The organism is Pseudarthrobacter sp. 1C304, from assembly GCF_052245515.1.
Lineage (GTDB): Bacteria > Actinomycetota > Actinomycetes > Actinomycetales > Micrococcaceae > Arthrobacter.
Genome location: NZ_JBQQCH010000002.1, coordinates 527,939 through 542,088, shown reverse-complemented (window position 1 = coordinate 542,088; position 14,150 = coordinate 527,939). Strand labels below are relative to the sequence as shown.

Sequence of the window (14,150 nt, the reverse complement as noted above, 5' to 3'; positions counted from 1 at the left end):
TATGGTGAAGCAATGACAACAACGGAACGGCTCTCCAGCAGCTCCCGCCGGGATTTCCGGGGGCGATGTAGCCGGCGCTGACCACCCGCCCGGCCATCCCGAAACTTCCCCGAAGGACCCCTTCCCATGTCATCCACCCATGGACCCGGCACGCCCGGCACCAAGCCCGCCACGCCCGGAACCACCCGGATCGTCGCCGGCGAAACCGGCAAACCCCAACGCAAGCGCACCCTGGAGATCAGCCTCGCCGTCGGCCTGGCGCTGCTCATTGGCGCCGGAGCCGCCGTCGCGTCCGTGAACCGGACCGATGCAGCCGCCCCGGTCGCCGCCACCCCCGCAACCGAACTCAAACTCGGCTACTTCGGGAACATCACCCACGCCCCGGCCCTCGTCGGAGTCAGCCAGGGCCAGCTCGCCAAGAACCTGGGCAGCACCAAGCTCAGCACCCAGGTCTTCAACGCCGGACCCGCCGCGATCGAGGCCCTCAACGCCGGCGCCATCGACGCCACCTACATCGGCCCCAACCCCGCCATCAACTCCTACGTCAAGAGCAAAGGCGAATCGATCAGCATCATCGCCGGTGCCGCCGCCGGCGGAGCGCAGCTGGTGGTCAAGCCGGAAATCGCCTCCGCCGCGGACCTGGCGGGCAGGAAGCTCGCCACCCCGCAGCTGGGCGGCACCCAGGACGTGGCCCTGCGCGCCTGGCTCGGCGCGCAGGGCTACCGGACCACCACGGACGGCGGCGGCGACGTCGCCATCAACCCCACCGAAAACGCCCAGACCCTGAAACTCTTCCAGGACGGCAAGCTCGACGGCGCCTGGCTGCCGGAACCGTGGGCCTCCCGGCTGGTGCTCCAGGCCGGCGCCAAAGTGCTGGTGGACGAAAAGGACCTGTGGGACAAGGGCGAGTTCATCACCACCGTCCTGATCGTCAACAAGAAGTTCGCGGCCGCGCACCCGGACACGGTCAAGGCGCTGCTGAAGGGCCACACCGAATCCGTGGACTGGCTCAACACCACCGCGCCGGGCGAGAAATCCAGGGTCCTGAACGCGGTCCTCAAGGAATCCGCCGGTGCGGCCCTGCCGGATGACGTGATCGGCCGGTCGCTCCAGAACATCACCTTTACGGCCGACCCGCTCGCCGGAACGTACCGGAAGCTGCTCCAGGACGGGGTCGACGCCGGCACCACCAGCCAGGCCGACATCAACGGCATCTTCGACCTCACCGCCCTGAACAGCGTGCTGGGCGGGAACCCCGCCGGGACGAATGTCTCCGCCCAAGGACTGGGCAAGGACTAGCCAGTCCCTTCCCGGCCCGCCAACAGAAGTAAGGACGTGACCATGCCAGTCGTACTGGAAAACCTGGGCAAACGCTTCGGCGACGGCGCCCCGGTGCTGGACGACGTCAACGCCACCATCGGGCAGGGCGAATTCGTCGCCCTGCTCGGTGCGTCCGGCTGCGGCAAGTCCACCCTGCTGAACATCATGGCGGGACTGGAGGCGCCGACGTCGGGCGCCCTGGAGGTGCCGAGCGACGGCGCCGCGTTTATGTTCCAGGACGCGGCGCTGTTCCCCTGGCTGACCGCGCGGGAGAACATCGAGCTGGCCCTGAAGCTGCGCGGCGTGGGGAAGGCCCAGCGCCGGGTGAAGGCGGCCGAGCTGCTGGACCTGGTGCACCTGGGCGGTGCGGGGGACAAGCGCCCGCACGAGCTTTCCGGCGGGATGCGCCAGCGGGTCTCCCTGGCCCGGTCGCTCGCCCAGGACCGGCAGCTGCTCCTGATGGACGAGCCGTTCGCCGCGCTCGACGCGATCACCCGCGACCTGCTGCACGACGAGCTGGAGCGGATCTGGAAGGAAACCGGCCGCACCATCGTTTTTGTCACCCACAACGTCCGCGAAGCCGTCCGGCTGGGCCAGCGCGTACTCCTGCTGTCCTCACGGCCCGGCCGCGTGGTGCGGGAATGGCACGTCAGCGAAGAGCACCGCACTGACGCCGGACTGGCCGGGGCACTCACCGGCGAAATCACCGCCCGGCTACGCGAGGAGATCCGCCGCCATGCCAAGTAAGTTCCTGTGGGGCGCCGCCCTCACCCGGTCCTCTACCGGGTCGGCCGATCTCCGGGAGCTGGAGGCGGGGCTGGATTCGCTGCAGTCCGACGCCGTCCGCAAGGTCAGCGTCGACTGGAGCCGGATCCTGCTGCCGGTCGCCGCGATCGTGGCGCTCATCCTGGTCTGGCAGCTGTACGTGTCGCTGGGCTTCAAGCGGCAGGACCTGGTGCCCGGGCCGCTGGATGTGGCCGCCCAGTTCGGCCGGCTCTGGACGGACGGCAAGCTGCAGGAAGCGGTATGGACCTCACTGCAGCGCGGGCTGGTGGGGTTCCTCATCAGCGTCGCCATCGCCACCCCGATCGGGCTGCTGCTGGCCCAGGTGGCCCCGCTGCGCCGCGCTTTCGGGCCGCTGATCTCCGGTCTGCAGGTGCTGCCGTCCGTGGCGTGGGTGCCCGCGGCCATCATCTGGTTCGGGCTCACCGACGCCACTGTTTACTTTGTGGTGTTCATGGGCGCCATCCCCTCGATCATCAACGGGCTGATCTCCGGCGTGGACCAGATCCCGCCGCAGTACCGCAGCGTGGGCACGGTCCTGGGGGCGTCCCGGCTGCAACTGGCGCTCCAGATCATCCTCCCGGCTGCCCTGCCCGGGTACCTCGGCGGGCTGAAGCAAGGCTGGGCGTTCTCCTGGCGCTCGCTGATGGCCGCGGAAATCATCGCCGTCGGCGGCAGCATCGGCTTCGGCCTGGGCTCCATGCTGAACCAGGGCCGCGACCTGTCCGACATGACCATCGTGATGTCCGCAATCCTGCTGATCCTCGCCGTCGGGATCCTGATCGAGCTGCTGGTGTTCGGCCCGATCGAAAAGCGGCTGCTCCGCCGTCGGGGGCTCCTCGCCGGCAGCACCCGCTAAGCCCCCGCCGTCCGGCCCAGCCCCGCCCCCTAAAGCAACGCGGGGTCACTTACCGCCCATAAATCCCCGGTTTATGGGCGGTAAGTGACCCCGCGTTGCTGTTGTCTGGCGTCACGCGCACGCCTACACTCGCGGCTATAGGCCGGTATACGGCCCATCCAGGCCGATTCTGAGGAGACAGCCATGGCGCCAAAATATGGAGTGCTGGCAGTGGTCGAGGCAAAACTGGGGAAGGAACAGGAGGTCTGGGACTTCCTCAACGGCGGCCGCGAGGTGGTGCTCAAGGAACCCGGAACCAAGAGCTGGTACGCCTTCCGGGTCAACGACTACACCTTCGGCATCTTCGACACGTTCGACACCGAGGAAGCCCGGCAGGCGCACCTCAACGGCGCCATCCCCGCGGCGCTCGGCCAGCACGGCCCCACGCTGCTGTCGAAGGACCCCGACATCCAACTGGTGGACCTCATCGCCGTGAAGTAGCCCGGCGGCCGCCCCGCCGGGTACTTCGAAGGCGGGGTACTTCACTAGCAGATCCCAGCTCGCGCCAACGCGGACGACGGCGGGCCCCCGGTGGGGTGCCCGCCGTTGTTGGTCTAAACGGAGGCGGCGCCCGGGTATCGGTGGGCTGCGGGGTGGTGCGTCGATTTACCGGGAATGGCCCCTATTCGGGGTGGCCGTCCGGGGGCACATTGACACGGACTCGCCGTCACGCGGGCGCGGAACGGCCCCTGCGGCCGTCAAAGTGCCCCCGGACCGCTGACGGACCGCCGGCAGGCCCCCAACCGGTGTTGGCAGCGGCTTTGTGACGCGGCATTACCCTGCGTGAACGGGTGTTTCCGGACCGTTGTTCCGCCTGATGAGACCGCCCTATCGTCGATGCATGGCACTTCAGGACATTTACCCCACGGCGTTGCGCCTCCTCGGCCGCCCCGTGCTGGTGGTTGGCGGCGGCCCCGTCGCCGCACGCCGCGCCAAAGGACTGCTAGACGCCGGCGCCCAAGTCACGGTGGTCGCGCCCCTTGCCTGCCCGGCCCTGGAAGGCCTCGCCGGGGCGGGCCTCCTCGCCTGGGAGCCGCGCACCTACCGCAGCACCGACGTCGACGGCGCCTGGTTCGTGCAGACCGCCACCGGCGATGCCGCCGTGGACGCGCAGGTCGCGGCCGACGCCGAGGCGCAGCGCATCTGGTGCGTCAACGCCTCCGACCACGAGGCCTCCGCCGCCTGGACCCCCGCCGTCGCCGTCGTGGATGACGTCCACATCGCCGTGAACGCCGGGGGAGACCCGCGCCGTGCCATGGCCCTGCGCGACGCCGTCGCCACCGCCCTGGACACCGGGGACCTGCCGCTGCGCCGGCAACGCACCACCACCGCCGCGGGTTCCGTGGCGCTGGTGGGCGGCGGCCCCGGCGACACCGGACTCATCACCGTCCGCGGCCGTCGGCTCCTGGGCCAGGCCGACGTCGTGGTCGCAGACCGCCTGGGCCCGCGCGACCTGCTGGCCGAACTGGCCCCCGACGTCCGCGTGATCGAGGTCGGCAAGACCCCCGGCCACCACCCCGTCCCGCAGGCCGAGATCAACCGCATCCTGGTGGACGAGGCGCTGCAGGGCCACCGGGTGGTCCGGCTCAAGGGCGGCGACCCGTACGTGCTGGGCCGCGGCGGCGAGGAAGCCGAGTTCTGCCGGCAGCACGGCGTCGAGGTTGAAGTGGTGTCCGGCGTCACCTCCGCGATCAGCGTTCCGGCCGCGGCGGGGATCCCGGTCACCCACCGCGGGCTGGCCAAGGGCTTCAGTGTGGTCACGGGCCATGAGGAACTCGCCGAGGTGCCGGCCCGCGCGGACCACACCGTGATCCTGCTCATGGGCGTGGGCCAGTTGCGGGAATCCGCGGCCTCGCTGGGACGGGCCGGTTTGCCAGCGGAGACGCCTGTTGGCATCGTAGAGAATGGTTATCTGCCGGACCAGCGGGTCACCATCGGAACGCTCGGGACCATCGCGGACCAGGCGGAGGCCGCAGGCGTCGCGAACCCCGCCGTGATCGTGATCGGTGACGTGGTCCGCGTCAGCCCGTTCGCGCCGTCGCACTTCAAGACCGCGGACTACAGCACCACCTCCCCGAACGCGCCGCGCGTCCTGACCAAGTAGCCCCGAAGACCAGTGACAGAACGAAGGAACACAGCCGTGTCAACGAACACCCCTGTAGGAACTGCCGCCCGCCCGCTGCGCATCGCCGTCGTCGGCTCCGGACCCGCCGGTGTGTACGCCGCGGACATCCTGACCAAGAGCGAGGCCGTGAAGTCCGGCGAGCTCACGGTGAGCATCGACCTCTTCGACCGCTACCCGGCGCCCTACGGCCTGATCCGCTACGGCGTGGCCCCGGACCACCCGCGCATCAAGGGCATCGTCAACGCCCTGCACAAGGTCCTGGACCGCGGCGACATCCGCTTCTTCGGCAACGTGGACTACGGCACGGACCTCTCCATCGAGGACCTCCGCACCCACTACGACGCCGTCATCTTCGCCACCGGCGCCATCAAGGACGCCGACCTGAACATCCCCGGCATCGAACTCGAGGGCTCCTACGGCGGCGCCGACTTTGTCTCCTGGTACGACGGGCACCCGGACGTCTCCCGGGAATGGCCCCTGGATGCCAAGGAAATCGCCGTGATCGGCAACGGCAACGTGGCCCTCGACGTCGCCCGGATGCTCTCCAAGCACGCCGACGATCTCCTGGTCTCCGAAATCCCGGACAACGTGTACCGCGCGCTGAAGGATTCCCCGGTCACGGACGTGCACGTCTTCGGGCGCCGCGGCCCCGCCCAGGTGAAGTTCACCCCGCTGGAGCTGCGCGAGCTGTCCCACTCCAAGGACGTGGACATCATCCTCTACGCCGAGGACTTCGAGTTCGACGCCGAATCGGACCGCCAGATCCAGAGCAACAACCAGACCAAGACCATGGTGGGCACGCTCACCAACTGGATTGCCGAGCAGCCCGAGGACCTCTCCGAGCTCACGGCCTCCCGCCGCCTGCACCTGCACTTCCTGCACAGCCCGGTGGAGGTCTACGACGACGCCGCCACCCCCGGCCGCGTCGCCGGCATCAAGTTCGAGCGCACCGAACTGGACGGCACCGGCAACGCCCGCGGCACCGGCGAGTTCATCGACTACCCGGTGCAGGCCGTCTACCGCGCCATCGGCTACTTCGGGTCCGCGCTGCCCGAGGTCGAATTCGACCACAGCAAGGGTGTTGTCCCGAACGACGGCGGCCGCGTCCTGGACGCCTCCGGCACCCACGTGCCCGGCCTCTACGCCACCGGCTGGATCAAGCGCGGGCCGGTGGGCCTGATCGGCCACACCAAGGGCGACGCCCTGGAAACCGTGACGTACCTGCTGGAGGACTGCGGGAACCTGCCGCTGGCCGCCGCACCCGCGCCGGACGCCGTCGTCGAGCTCCTGGAGAACCGCGGCGTGCAGTACACCAGCTGGGAAGGCTGGCTGGCCCTGGACGCGCACGAGCGGTCCCTCGGCGAGAAGGCCAGCGCCGAAGACGGCAGCGTCCAGCGCGAGCGCATCAAGGTGGTTCCGCGCGAGGACATGGTGGAGATTTCCCGCGGCGGGGTGGCCGCGGAGGTCTAATCCCCACCTCACTTAAGCAACGCGGGGTCATTCCACGCCCATCCCGGAGGGGATTATGGGCGCGAAATGACCCCGCGTTGCTTTCTGGGTGGCGGCAATCCGGGGTTTAGTCAGTAGGCTTACCGTCATGGATGAACAGCGCATGGCAGGAGCCGGGCGGTGAGGCTCCGGCACAGCAACGCGTCCGGCCGCGGCTACCGCAGGGTCGCCGCCGGGACCGGCTTCAGCTACAAGGACCTGGACGGCTCCACCCTGCCGCCCGGGCCGGTGCGGGACCGGCTGGAGAGCATCGGCATCCCGCCGGCGTGGACGGACGTCTGGATCGCGCCCTACGACAACGGGCACATCCAGGCCACCGGCCTCGACGCCGTGGGCCGCCGCCAGTACATCTACCACCCCGGCTGGCGCGAGAAGAAGGACCGGATGAAGTTCGACCGGTCCCTTCAGCTCGCCGAAACCCTGCCGGCCGCGCGGCGCCTGGTCACCATGGACCTGCGCTCCGAGGGCCTGGGCCGGGAGCGGGTGCTGGCCGCCGCCTTCCGGATGCTGGACAGCGGCTCACTCCGGGTGGGCTCCGAGCGGTACACCAACGAAAACGGCAGCCACGGCCTCGCCACCCTGCTGTGCGCCCACGTGAGCGTGCGCAAGGACGTGCTCAAACTCAGCTTCCCGGCCAAGAGCGGCAAGACCTGGGAGTCACGGATCACCGACGCCGACCTGGCCGCCGTCGTGCGACAGCTCAAGCGCCGGGGCGGCAACGCACGCCTGCTGGCGTACAAGGAAGGCCGGACCTGGCATCCGGTGTCCAGCTCCGACATCAACCAGTACGTCAAGGAGCGCACCGGCCAGGATTTCACCGCCAAGGACTTCCGCACCCTGCGGGGGACGGTGGCCGCGGCGGCCAGCCTGGCGCGGACCGGACCGCAGCCCAAGGTCGCGGCCCGCAAGCGCGCGGTGAGCCGGGCCATGGTGGACGCCTCCGAGGTCCTCGGCAACACGCCGTCCATCGCCCGGAAGAGCTACGTGGACCCCCGGGTGCTGGACCACTTCGCCGCGGGGGAGACCATCGACCCGAAGCGGCTGGACTCCGCCGAATCCGAGGTCCGGGCGTTGCTGTACCGTGAGGGTGATGTGGTCCCGCTGCGGAAGGCCGCCGGCCAGTAGCCGGCTGCCTACATCCGGCCGAAGCGGGCCCGCACCAGCGCAAACGCCCCGTAGGCGATGAAGCCCGCCCCGATCGCCAGGAGCAGCGCAGGGCCGAACGGGTGGTCCCGCAGGGCCTTGAGGCTCCCGTCCAGGCCGGTCGAGGAGGCGGGATCGTTGGTGGCCGCGGCAATGACAAACAGCAGCCCGGTCAGCATCAGCGCCACACCCTTGGCGATGTGGCCGGCAACACCCAGGCTGCTGACCAGGTGGCCCCGGCGGGTGCCCTCGAAGTGCGCCAGTTCCTCCTTGAACTTCTTCCCCAGGCCCTTGACCACGAAGTAGATCCCGATCCCGATGATGGTCAGGCCCAGGCCCACCAGCGCCGGCACCCCGTACGGGTGGCGGACCAGGGCGGTGGTGAAATCCCGGGTGGAGTCGCCGGAGTCACCCGGGTTGCCCGTTGCGAACCTGGCGAAACTCAGCCCCACACTGCCGTAGGCGATACTGAGGAAGCCCGAGGAAATGAGCTTGCCGACGCGCTGCCCGCGGGGGAGGTGCCTGGCCCGCAGCGTGGCCTCGCTCAGCTGCCACAGCGAGAGCCCGGCGCAGGCGACGAACCCCGCCCACATGACCGCCGGGCCCCACGCGTTGGCGGCGAGCTGTTCGATCGCGCCGGTGGGCTCGGCCTGGCCTGGGGCGCCGAGGACCAGTGCCACGGCGATCGCCCCGATCACGATGTGCAGCAGCGCCATCACGGCAAAACCGGAACGGGCGACGACGTCGAGCGCCGCGCTGTTCGACGCGGCCTCCGCCGCGTCAGCGGCATCACCGAGGGTCTCGCCTTCCATGTCGTCGAGTCTACGCAGGGCGGGCTTGGGGCCCGGAACTATCAGGTTCTTCATAAGTGTGCTTACTATAGCCGGGTCGCCGCCTTTCCGGAGGCGGCAGTTCCCGGTTCGAATGCAGACGATAGGAAGCTCAACATGGCAGGTAATCTTGTTGCCCGATCCATCCACGATCTCACCGCAGGCGCCTGGTTCGGCGGTTCGCTCATGGGCGCCATTGGATTGAACGGGGCGACGGCTGAGGCGAAGGACCCGGCCGAACGCACCCGGCTGTCCAGCCTCGGCTGGAAGAAGTGGGCCCCCGTCCAGACGGCGGCTTTCGGCGCGCACTTCGTCTCCGGCCTCGCCATCATGTGGGAGAACAAGGGCCGCATGGCGAAGCAGGACGGCGTGACGCGCCTCAGCGTCGCCAAGTCCGTTGTCACGCTCGCCGGTGCCGCAGTCAGCCTGTACGCGGGGCTGCAGGGCGCCAAGGTGGACAAGCTGGCCAGCGAGGGTGCCCAGGGCGCCACGGAGCCCAAGCCCGGCGCCTCGGAGGAACTCCGTTCGGCCCAGCAGCAGCTGAAGGTCCTCCAGTGGGCCATTCCCGTTTTCGCCGGCACCGTGATTGTGCTCGGCGCCAAGCACGGGGAAATGCAGCGCCCCAAGAATGTTTTCGCGGGCCTCGCACGCTAACGCGCCCGGCCGCACAGCGAAGGCCCCCGCACCGGACTTTTCCGTCCGGTGCGGGGGCCTTTCTTCTTGCTGCGGCTACTGCTGGATCCACTCCGCGCAGGAGTTGAGGTTCCGCTGCACGCTCTCGACGGCGGCCGCCTCGTCGTGCGCGGCGATGGCGTCGGCGAGTTCGTCGTGGCCTTCGTGCGGGAGGCCGTTGAAGCCGGTGCGGCCCTGCTGCCGGAGCAGGTCGGCATGGAAGACGGCGCCGAAGCTGATGTAGAGCTCGTGCAGCAACGGGTTGCCCGAGGCCTGCGCCACGAAGACGTGGAAGTCCCAGTCCGCCTGCGCCCACGCGCTGAAGTCCCCGGCCAGCCACGCGGTGCGCCGGGTTTCCAGGAGCCCGCGCATCGTTGCGACGTCGTCGTCCGTCGCATGGCGGGCGGCCAGCCGGGCGGCCTGGGTATCGAGGCCCACCCGGACCTCCAGGATGTGCACCTGGGAATGGTCGCGGTACATGCGCCGGGCGGCGCCCGAGATTTCGCTGGTGGCCCGGACGTAGGTGCCGTCCCCGCGGCGGACTTCCAGCATGCCGCTGTGCGCCAGCGCCTTCACCGCCTCGCGCAGGGTGCCGCGCGAGATGCCGAGGGCCGCCATCAGTTCAGGTTCGGCCGGAATACGCTGCTGCAGCGGCCATTCGCCCGAGTGGATCAGCTCCCGCAGCTTGGCGGTGACCTCCTCGACCAGCGGCGGCCGGTGTGATGTGCCCAGTGTCATCGGTGCCCCTCTCCGGCCGGCTGCGGTTCCGTACGCCGGGGCACCTTCGCCCGGGCGGTGAGCAGATGCCCGACGGCGATCTGGCCCAGTGCCACGGCCAGCAGCAGGACCAGCGGCAGCGTCCAGGACCCGGTGGCGCTGTGCAGCAGCCCCATGCCGAATGGGCCCAGCGTTGCCAGCAGGTAGCCGGCGGACTGCGCCACCGTGGACAACGCCGTCGTCTCCGCGGTGGTGCGGCCGCTGCGGCTGATCATCACCATCACCAGCGGGAAGATGCCCAGCCCGAAGCCCAGCAGCACCGCCGTCAGCGGCGCCCAGACGACCGGGAGGACCAGCATGGACAGGACTCCGGCGGCCATGGTGACCGTGGCCAGGTAGAACGCGGTGCGCTGCATCCGGGGCCGTGAACCGATCGCCACCAGCACCATGCCGGCCGGGACGGAGACCAGCTGCATCAGGCCGAACATCAGGCCGCCCTCGGAGGCGGAGAGTCCGAGCGTGACCAGCATGTAGGGGAACCAGCTGAGCACGGCGTAGGCCAGCAGCGCCTGGACCGTGAAGCCGAGTGTGATGAGGGCGCCGGTGCGGGTCCGCAGCAGGGGCCAGGGCGATACCCGGCCGGCCTTGACGGCGGGGGCGTTGCGGTGGGCGTGCAGGGCGATCGGCAGGAAGCCCAGGCAGGCGCCCAGCGCCAGGAAGCCGATCGCCCCGACGCCGGCCGACGGCGAGCCGAGCTGCTGCGCCACCGGGACGATCAGGACGGCGACCACGGTGGCGCCGGTGGTCATGGTCACGGTGTACAGCGCCGTCATGAGGGAGGTGCGGTGCGCGAAATGGACGCGGATGAAGGACGGCATTGCCACGTTGCATATCGCCAGCCCGGACATCCCGACGACGGTGCCCGCGAGGAGCATGCCGGTGGACGGAATGCCGCGGACCAGCAGGCCGGCCGCGAGCAGCACCAGGGACAGCAGGATGGCCTTTTCCAGGCCCAGGAGCCGGGTGAGCCAGGAGGTCGCGGCGCCGGCCACGGCGAAGCACAGGGTGGGGACCGACGGGATGATGGCGGCCACCAGCGGCCCGTAGCCCAGCACCTGCTGCAGGTCGTGCAGCAGGGCCGATGCGCCGGTGATGCCGGCGCGCAGGTTGAGGCCAATCAACACAATCGCGACGACGCCGGCAATCGCCACGCCGCGGGATGCGCGCGCGACGGCGGGAGGTGCTGTCTCGGGGAGGGCGGACGTCGCCATGCTGCTTGCCATACCCAAAGGTTAGACGTTTGATGTTTGCGTTCTAAACTTTAGTGGCGAATATCTCGGCCAATGACACGGCCCGTCCGGGCAGGCTGTCAGGTCCGGGCAGGCCGGGGGCGGCGACGGCGGCCGCGTACCCCGCAGGGGCCGGCGCTGAGGTGACCAGGAGCCCGTGGACGGACGGAGTGTCGGCGCATTCCGCGCGCAGGGTGCCCGGTGCCTCACCTGCCGATGACCCGGGGCCGGCAGTGCCGCCTGGCCCGGCCGGGACCAGCCGCACAGCAGAAGGATCCACGGCCAGGCCGATCCCTGCCGCTTTCAGCACAGCTTCCTTCGCGACCCACAGCCGGATGCGGCCGGCGTCGGCCCCCTCCGCGCTGGTGTGTTCGCTGCCGGGCTGTTCCCCGGGGGCCAGCGCGAAGGCGTCGAAGCCCGCGAAGACCGCGTTGGGAACCTGTTCGACGTCGGCGCCGAGGCTGGTCCCGGCCGGGGCTGCCGCAGCCATGACGGTTCCATGGCTGCGGGACATGCTCAGCGCGACGCCGTCGATGGAGGGCTTGCCGTGTTCCGTGCTGCCGCAGGTGGCGCAGCTGCGCCGGATCTCCAGCCAGGCGGCGTCGGCGGGATCCAGCCCGAGCCGCCGTGCCGCGAGGAGCCGGAACAGGGCGTGGGACGCGGCGTAGTCCAGCCGGTCCGCGGCGCGGCTGAACCGGACCAAGGCATCGCGTTCCTGCGGCGACAGGAACGCGCCCAGGCCGGCGGAGCCAAGGCCACCGGCGCACACGCCAGCGGCGTCCTGCACAGCGGCAGACGGCGCCACCACATACTCAATCCCGCCGGCACGGCTGCCGGTCGTCGTCACCGTTTGCTGATCCGGCGGTACTGCGCGATCGCCAGCGGCGCGAAGACGGCGATGATGCCCACGCTGCACAGCACCGAGTAGAGGACGGCGTTCTCCGCCGGCCAGCCGCCCGGGGTGCCGAAGCCGGCCGGGGCCGCGTTGCCAAAGAGCTCGCGGGCAGCAGTGGCGACAGCCGTGACCGGATTCCATTCCGCAATCGCGCGGAGCGGACCGGGCAGGGAACTGACGGACACGAAGGCGCCGGAGACGAACGTGACCGGGAACAGCCACACGAGCCCCAGGCTTTGCGCCACTTCAACGCTCCTGGCCGTCAGGGCGATCACGGCCCCGATCCAGGAGACGGCAAAGGCAAACAGGAGCAGCAGGGCCAGTGCAGCGAGCGCGGAAGCCGGGCCGGTGGTGATCCGCCAGCCAATGGCCACGCCGCACAGCAGGGTCACGGCAACGGACAGCACGCTGGTGGACAGGTCGGAGGAGGTACGGCCCAGGATCACCGCGACGCGGGACATCGGCAGCGACCGGAAGCGGTCAATCAGCCCGAGCTGGAGGTCCTTGGCCAGGTAAACGGCTGTGAACGAGGCATTGAACGTCAGGGTCTGGGCCAGGATCCCGCCGATCAGGTAGCTGCGGTACTGGTCCCCGCCGAGGGTGCCGCCGAACACGAAGCCCAGCAGCAGCACGAACATCACCGGCTGCACAATGCCCGTGACCAGCGCCCCGGGGGTCCGCAGGACGTTGATGAGGTTGCGGCGGGCAATGACGGAGCTGTCGCGGGCGGCTGCGGCGACGGCGCTCATGCGGGCACCCCGGCCTTCGCTGGAGCCTCGATCGCCTGGCCGTCCGATGCCTGTGCCTCCGCGGCAGCGGCTGCGGCGTGGCCGGTGAGCTGCAGGAACACGTCGTCCAGGGTGGGGCGGCGGAGCGCGGCCTCGTCCACCGGCAGGGCGCGGTCCTCCAGCTCAGACAGCACCCGGACCAGCAGCCGGTGGCCTTCGGGGGCGGCGATCGAGACACGCAGGTTTTGCGGGTCCTGTTCGGCCTTGATCCCCGGACCTGCGGCCCGTTCCAGCACTCCGGCGGCAGCGGCCAGGTCCGCCGGGTTGCGCAGCACGACGTCGATCCGTTCCGAACCGGCGCTTTGCTTCAGTTCCGTCGCGGTGCCCTCGGCGATGACGCGGCCGTGGTTAATGACCGCGATGTGGTCCGCCAGCCGGTCGGCTTCCTCAAGGTATTGCGTGGTCAGGAGCACGGTGGTGCCGTCCGCCACCAGGCTGGACACAACGTCCCAGGTGTCGAGCCGTCCGCGCGGGTCCAGCCCGGTGGTGGGTTCGTCCAGGACCACCACCTTGGGCCGGGCCACGATGGCCCCGGCGAGGTCCAGCCGCCGCCGCATGCCGCCGGAGAAGGTGCCGGAGCGCTTGCCCGCCACGTCCGTGAGCCGGAAGCTGCTGAGCAGTTCGTGCGCCCGGGCCGCGGCGGTGCGCCGGTTCATGCCGTAGAGCCGGCCCACCATGCGCAGGTTCTCATAGGCCGTGAGTTTTTCGTCCACGGCGGCGTACTGGCCGGACAGGCCGAGGTTCCGGCGCACCTGGTCCGGGTGGCTCAGGACGGAGTGCCCGGCGATCCGGGCGTCACCGCTGTCCGGGGATAGCAGGGTGGTGAGGACTTTGACGGTGGTGGTCTTGCCGGAGCCGTTCGGTCCCAGCAGGCCCAGGACGGTCCCTTCGCCGGCGTGCAGGCAGAGGCCGTCCAGGGCCTTGAAGGTGCCGAAGCTCTTGCTGACGTTCTCGACCCGGATCACTGAGCGGCGGCGAGATCGGCGACTTTCCGCGGGGCCATGTCCGTCCAGGTCTGGGCCACGTAGTCGAGGCACGCTTCTCGGCTGTCCGGTCCGAACATGGCCACCCACCCCTGCGGCACCGCCGCGAAGTCGGGCCAGAGGGAGTGCTGCTGGTACTCATTCACGAGCACGGAGAACGTTGCGGACCTGTCATCGAATGGATTCGTCACGTTGACC

The 14,150-nt window shown here is 70.0% G+C and carries 15 protein-coding genes; 8 read left to right on the top strand and 7 right to left on the bottom strand.

The genetic code is table 11. The features are described from left to right. Positions 1–126: 126 nt before the first annotated feature. From ACTWQD_RS06560 to ACTWQD_RS06530, 7 genes are all read left to right on the top strand, one after another. Complete coding sequence (locus tag ACTWQD_RS06560; protein ID WP_443195335.1) at positions 127–1,299, top strand: ABC transporter substrate-binding protein; 1,173 nt, start codon at positions 127–129, stop codon at positions 1,297–1,299. Positions 1,300–1,341: 42 nt separating this feature from the next. Beyond that, complete coding sequence (locus ACTWQD_RS06555; RefSeq protein WP_443195334.1) at positions 1,342–2,067, top strand: ABC transporter ATP-binding protein; 726 nt, start codon at positions 1,342–1,344, stop codon at positions 2,065–2,067. Further along, positions 2,057–2,962 (top strand): ABC transporter permease, encoded by a 906-nt coding sequence (locus ACTWQD_RS06550; RefSeq protein ID WP_443195333.1) that lies wholly within the window; start codon positions 2,057–2,059, stop codon positions 2,960–2,962. The genes ACTWQD_RS06555 and ACTWQD_RS06550 overlap by 11 nt, the downstream gene beginning before the upstream one ends. A 183-nt stretch (positions 2,963–3,145) precedes the next feature. Beyond that, positions 3,146–3,442, top strand: coding sequence for a putative quinol monooxygenase (locus ACTWQD_RS06545; protein ID WP_443195332.1), 297 nt, complete (start codon positions 3,146–3,148; stop codon positions 3,440–3,442). A gap of 400 nt (positions 3,443–3,842) precedes the next feature. Next, positions 3,843–5,105, top strand: coding sequence for a uroporphyrinogen-III C-methyltransferase (gene cobA / locus ACTWQD_RS06540; RefSeq protein ID WP_443195331.1), 1,263 nt, complete (start codon positions 3,843–3,845; stop codon positions 5,103–5,105). 36 nt (positions 5,106–5,141) lie between these two features. Beyond that, positions 5,142–6,596 carry an FAD-dependent oxidoreductase gene (locus ACTWQD_RS06535; RefSeq protein ID WP_443195330.1) on the top strand — a complete coding sequence of 485 codons (1,455 nt, stop codon included), beginning with the start codon at positions 5,142–5,144 and terminating at the stop codon, positions 6,594–6,596. Positions 6,597–6,755: 159 nt separating this feature from the next. Beyond that, positions 6,756–7,760, top strand: a complete 1,005-nt coding sequence (locus tag ACTWQD_RS06530; RefSeq protein WP_443195329.1) for a DNA topoisomerase IB — start codon at positions 6,756–6,758, stop codon at positions 7,758–7,760. Between the two features lie 8 nt (positions 7,761–7,768). Here ACTWQD_RS06530 and ACTWQD_RS06525 read toward each other — a convergent pair whose 3' ends face one another. Then, a complete protein-coding gene (locus ACTWQD_RS06525) occupies positions 7,769–8,590 on the bottom strand; it encodes a DUF1206 domain-containing protein (RefSeq protein ID WP_443195534.1) in 822 nt (273 codons plus the stop codon). Positions 8,591–8,725: 135 nt separating this feature from the next. On the opposite strand from ACTWQD_RS06525, the gene ACTWQD_RS06520 reads away from it, so the two are divergent. Then, on the top strand, positions 8,726–9,262 hold the full coding sequence (locus ACTWQD_RS06520; protein WP_443195328.1) for a hypothetical protein: 537 nt from the start codon (positions 8,726–8,728) through the stop codon (positions 9,260–9,262). 75 nt (positions 9,263–9,337) lie between these two features. Here ACTWQD_RS06520 and ACTWQD_RS06515 read toward each other — a convergent pair whose 3' ends face one another. The 6 genes from ACTWQD_RS06515 to ACTWQD_RS06490 are packed head-to-tail and all read right to left on the bottom strand — an operon-like array spanning position 9,338 to position 14,143. Continuing rightward, positions 9,338–10,018, bottom strand: a complete 681-nt coding sequence (locus ACTWQD_RS06515) for a FadR/GntR family transcriptional regulator (protein ID WP_443195327.1) — start codon at positions 10,016–10,018, stop codon at positions 9,338–9,340. Then, positions 10,015–11,280: an MFS transporter gene (locus ACTWQD_RS06510; protein WP_443195326.1), complete on the bottom strand. Its 1,266-nt coding sequence runs from the start codon at positions 11,278–11,280 to the stop codon at positions 10,015–10,017. Before ACTWQD_RS06510 ends, ACTWQD_RS06515 begins: the two co-directional genes overlap by 4 nt. 31 nt (positions 11,281–11,311) lie before the next feature. Then, on the bottom strand, positions 11,312–12,133 hold the full coding sequence (locus ACTWQD_RS06505) for a 4'-phosphopantetheinyl transferase family protein (RefSeq protein WP_443195325.1): 822 nt from the start codon (positions 12,131–12,133) through the stop codon (positions 11,312–11,314). Beyond that, positions 12,130–12,930 carry an ABC transporter permease gene (locus ACTWQD_RS06500; protein WP_443195324.1) on the bottom strand — a complete coding sequence of 267 codons (801 nt, stop codon included), beginning with the start codon at positions 12,928–12,930 and terminating at the stop codon, positions 12,130–12,132. Before ACTWQD_RS06500 ends, ACTWQD_RS06505 begins: the two co-directional genes overlap by 4 nt. Beyond that, positions 12,927–13,934 carry an ATP-binding cassette domain-containing protein gene (locus ACTWQD_RS06495; RefSeq protein ID WP_443195323.1) on the bottom strand — a complete coding sequence of 336 codons (1,008 nt, stop codon included), beginning with the start codon at positions 13,932–13,934 and terminating at the stop codon, positions 12,927–12,929. The genes ACTWQD_RS06500 and ACTWQD_RS06495 overlap by 4 nt, the downstream gene beginning before the upstream one ends. Beyond that, positions 13,931–14,143, bottom strand: coding sequence for an MbtH family protein (locus ACTWQD_RS06490; protein ID WP_443195322.1), 213 nt, complete (start codon positions 14,141–14,143; stop codon positions 13,931–13,933). The genes ACTWQD_RS06495 and ACTWQD_RS06490 overlap by 4 nt, the downstream gene beginning before the upstream one ends. Positions 14,144–14,150: the final 7 nt, after the last annotated feature.

Excerpts from the sequence above, each read along its gene's own strand:
- ACTWQD_RS06560 (WP_443195335.1), top strand. The coding sequence starts at position 127 with ATGTCATCCACCCATGGACCCGGCACGCCCGGCACCAAGCCCGCCACG.
- ACTWQD_RS06555 (WP_443195334.1), top strand. The coding sequence starts at position 1,342 with ATGCCAGTCGTACTGGAAAACCTGGGCAAACGCTTCGGCGACGGCGCC.
- ACTWQD_RS06550 (WP_443195333.1), top strand. The coding sequence starts at position 2,057 with ATGCCAAGTAAGTTCCTGTGGGGCGCCGCCCTCACCCGGTCCTCTACC.
- ACTWQD_RS06545 (WP_443195332.1), top strand. The coding sequence starts at position 3,146 with ATGGCGCCAAAATATGGAGTGCTGGCAGTGGTCGAGGCAAAACTGGGG.
- cobA (WP_443195331.1), top strand. The coding sequence starts at position 3,843 with ATGGCACTTCAGGACATTTACCCCACGGCGTTGCGCCTCCTCGGCCGC.
- ACTWQD_RS06525 (WP_443195534.1), bottom strand. The coding sequence starts at position 8,590 with ATGGAAGGCGAGACCCTCGGTGATGCCGCTGACGCGGCGGAGGCCGCG.
- ACTWQD_RS06520 (WP_443195328.1), top strand. The coding sequence starts at position 8,726 with ATGGCAGGTAATCTTGTTGCCCGATCCATCCACGATCTCACCGCAGGC.
- ACTWQD_RS06515 (WP_443195327.1), bottom strand. The coding sequence starts at position 10,018 with ATGACACTGGGCACATCACACCGGCCGCCGCTGGTCGAGGAGGTCACC.
- ACTWQD_RS06510 (WP_443195326.1), bottom strand. The coding sequence starts at position 11,280 with ATGGCAAGCAGCATGGCGACGTCCGCCCTCCCCGAGACAGCACCTCCC.
- ACTWQD_RS06500 (WP_443195324.1), bottom strand. The coding sequence starts at position 12,930 with ATGAGCGCCGTCGCCGCAGCCGCCCGCGACAGCTCCGTCATTGCCCGC.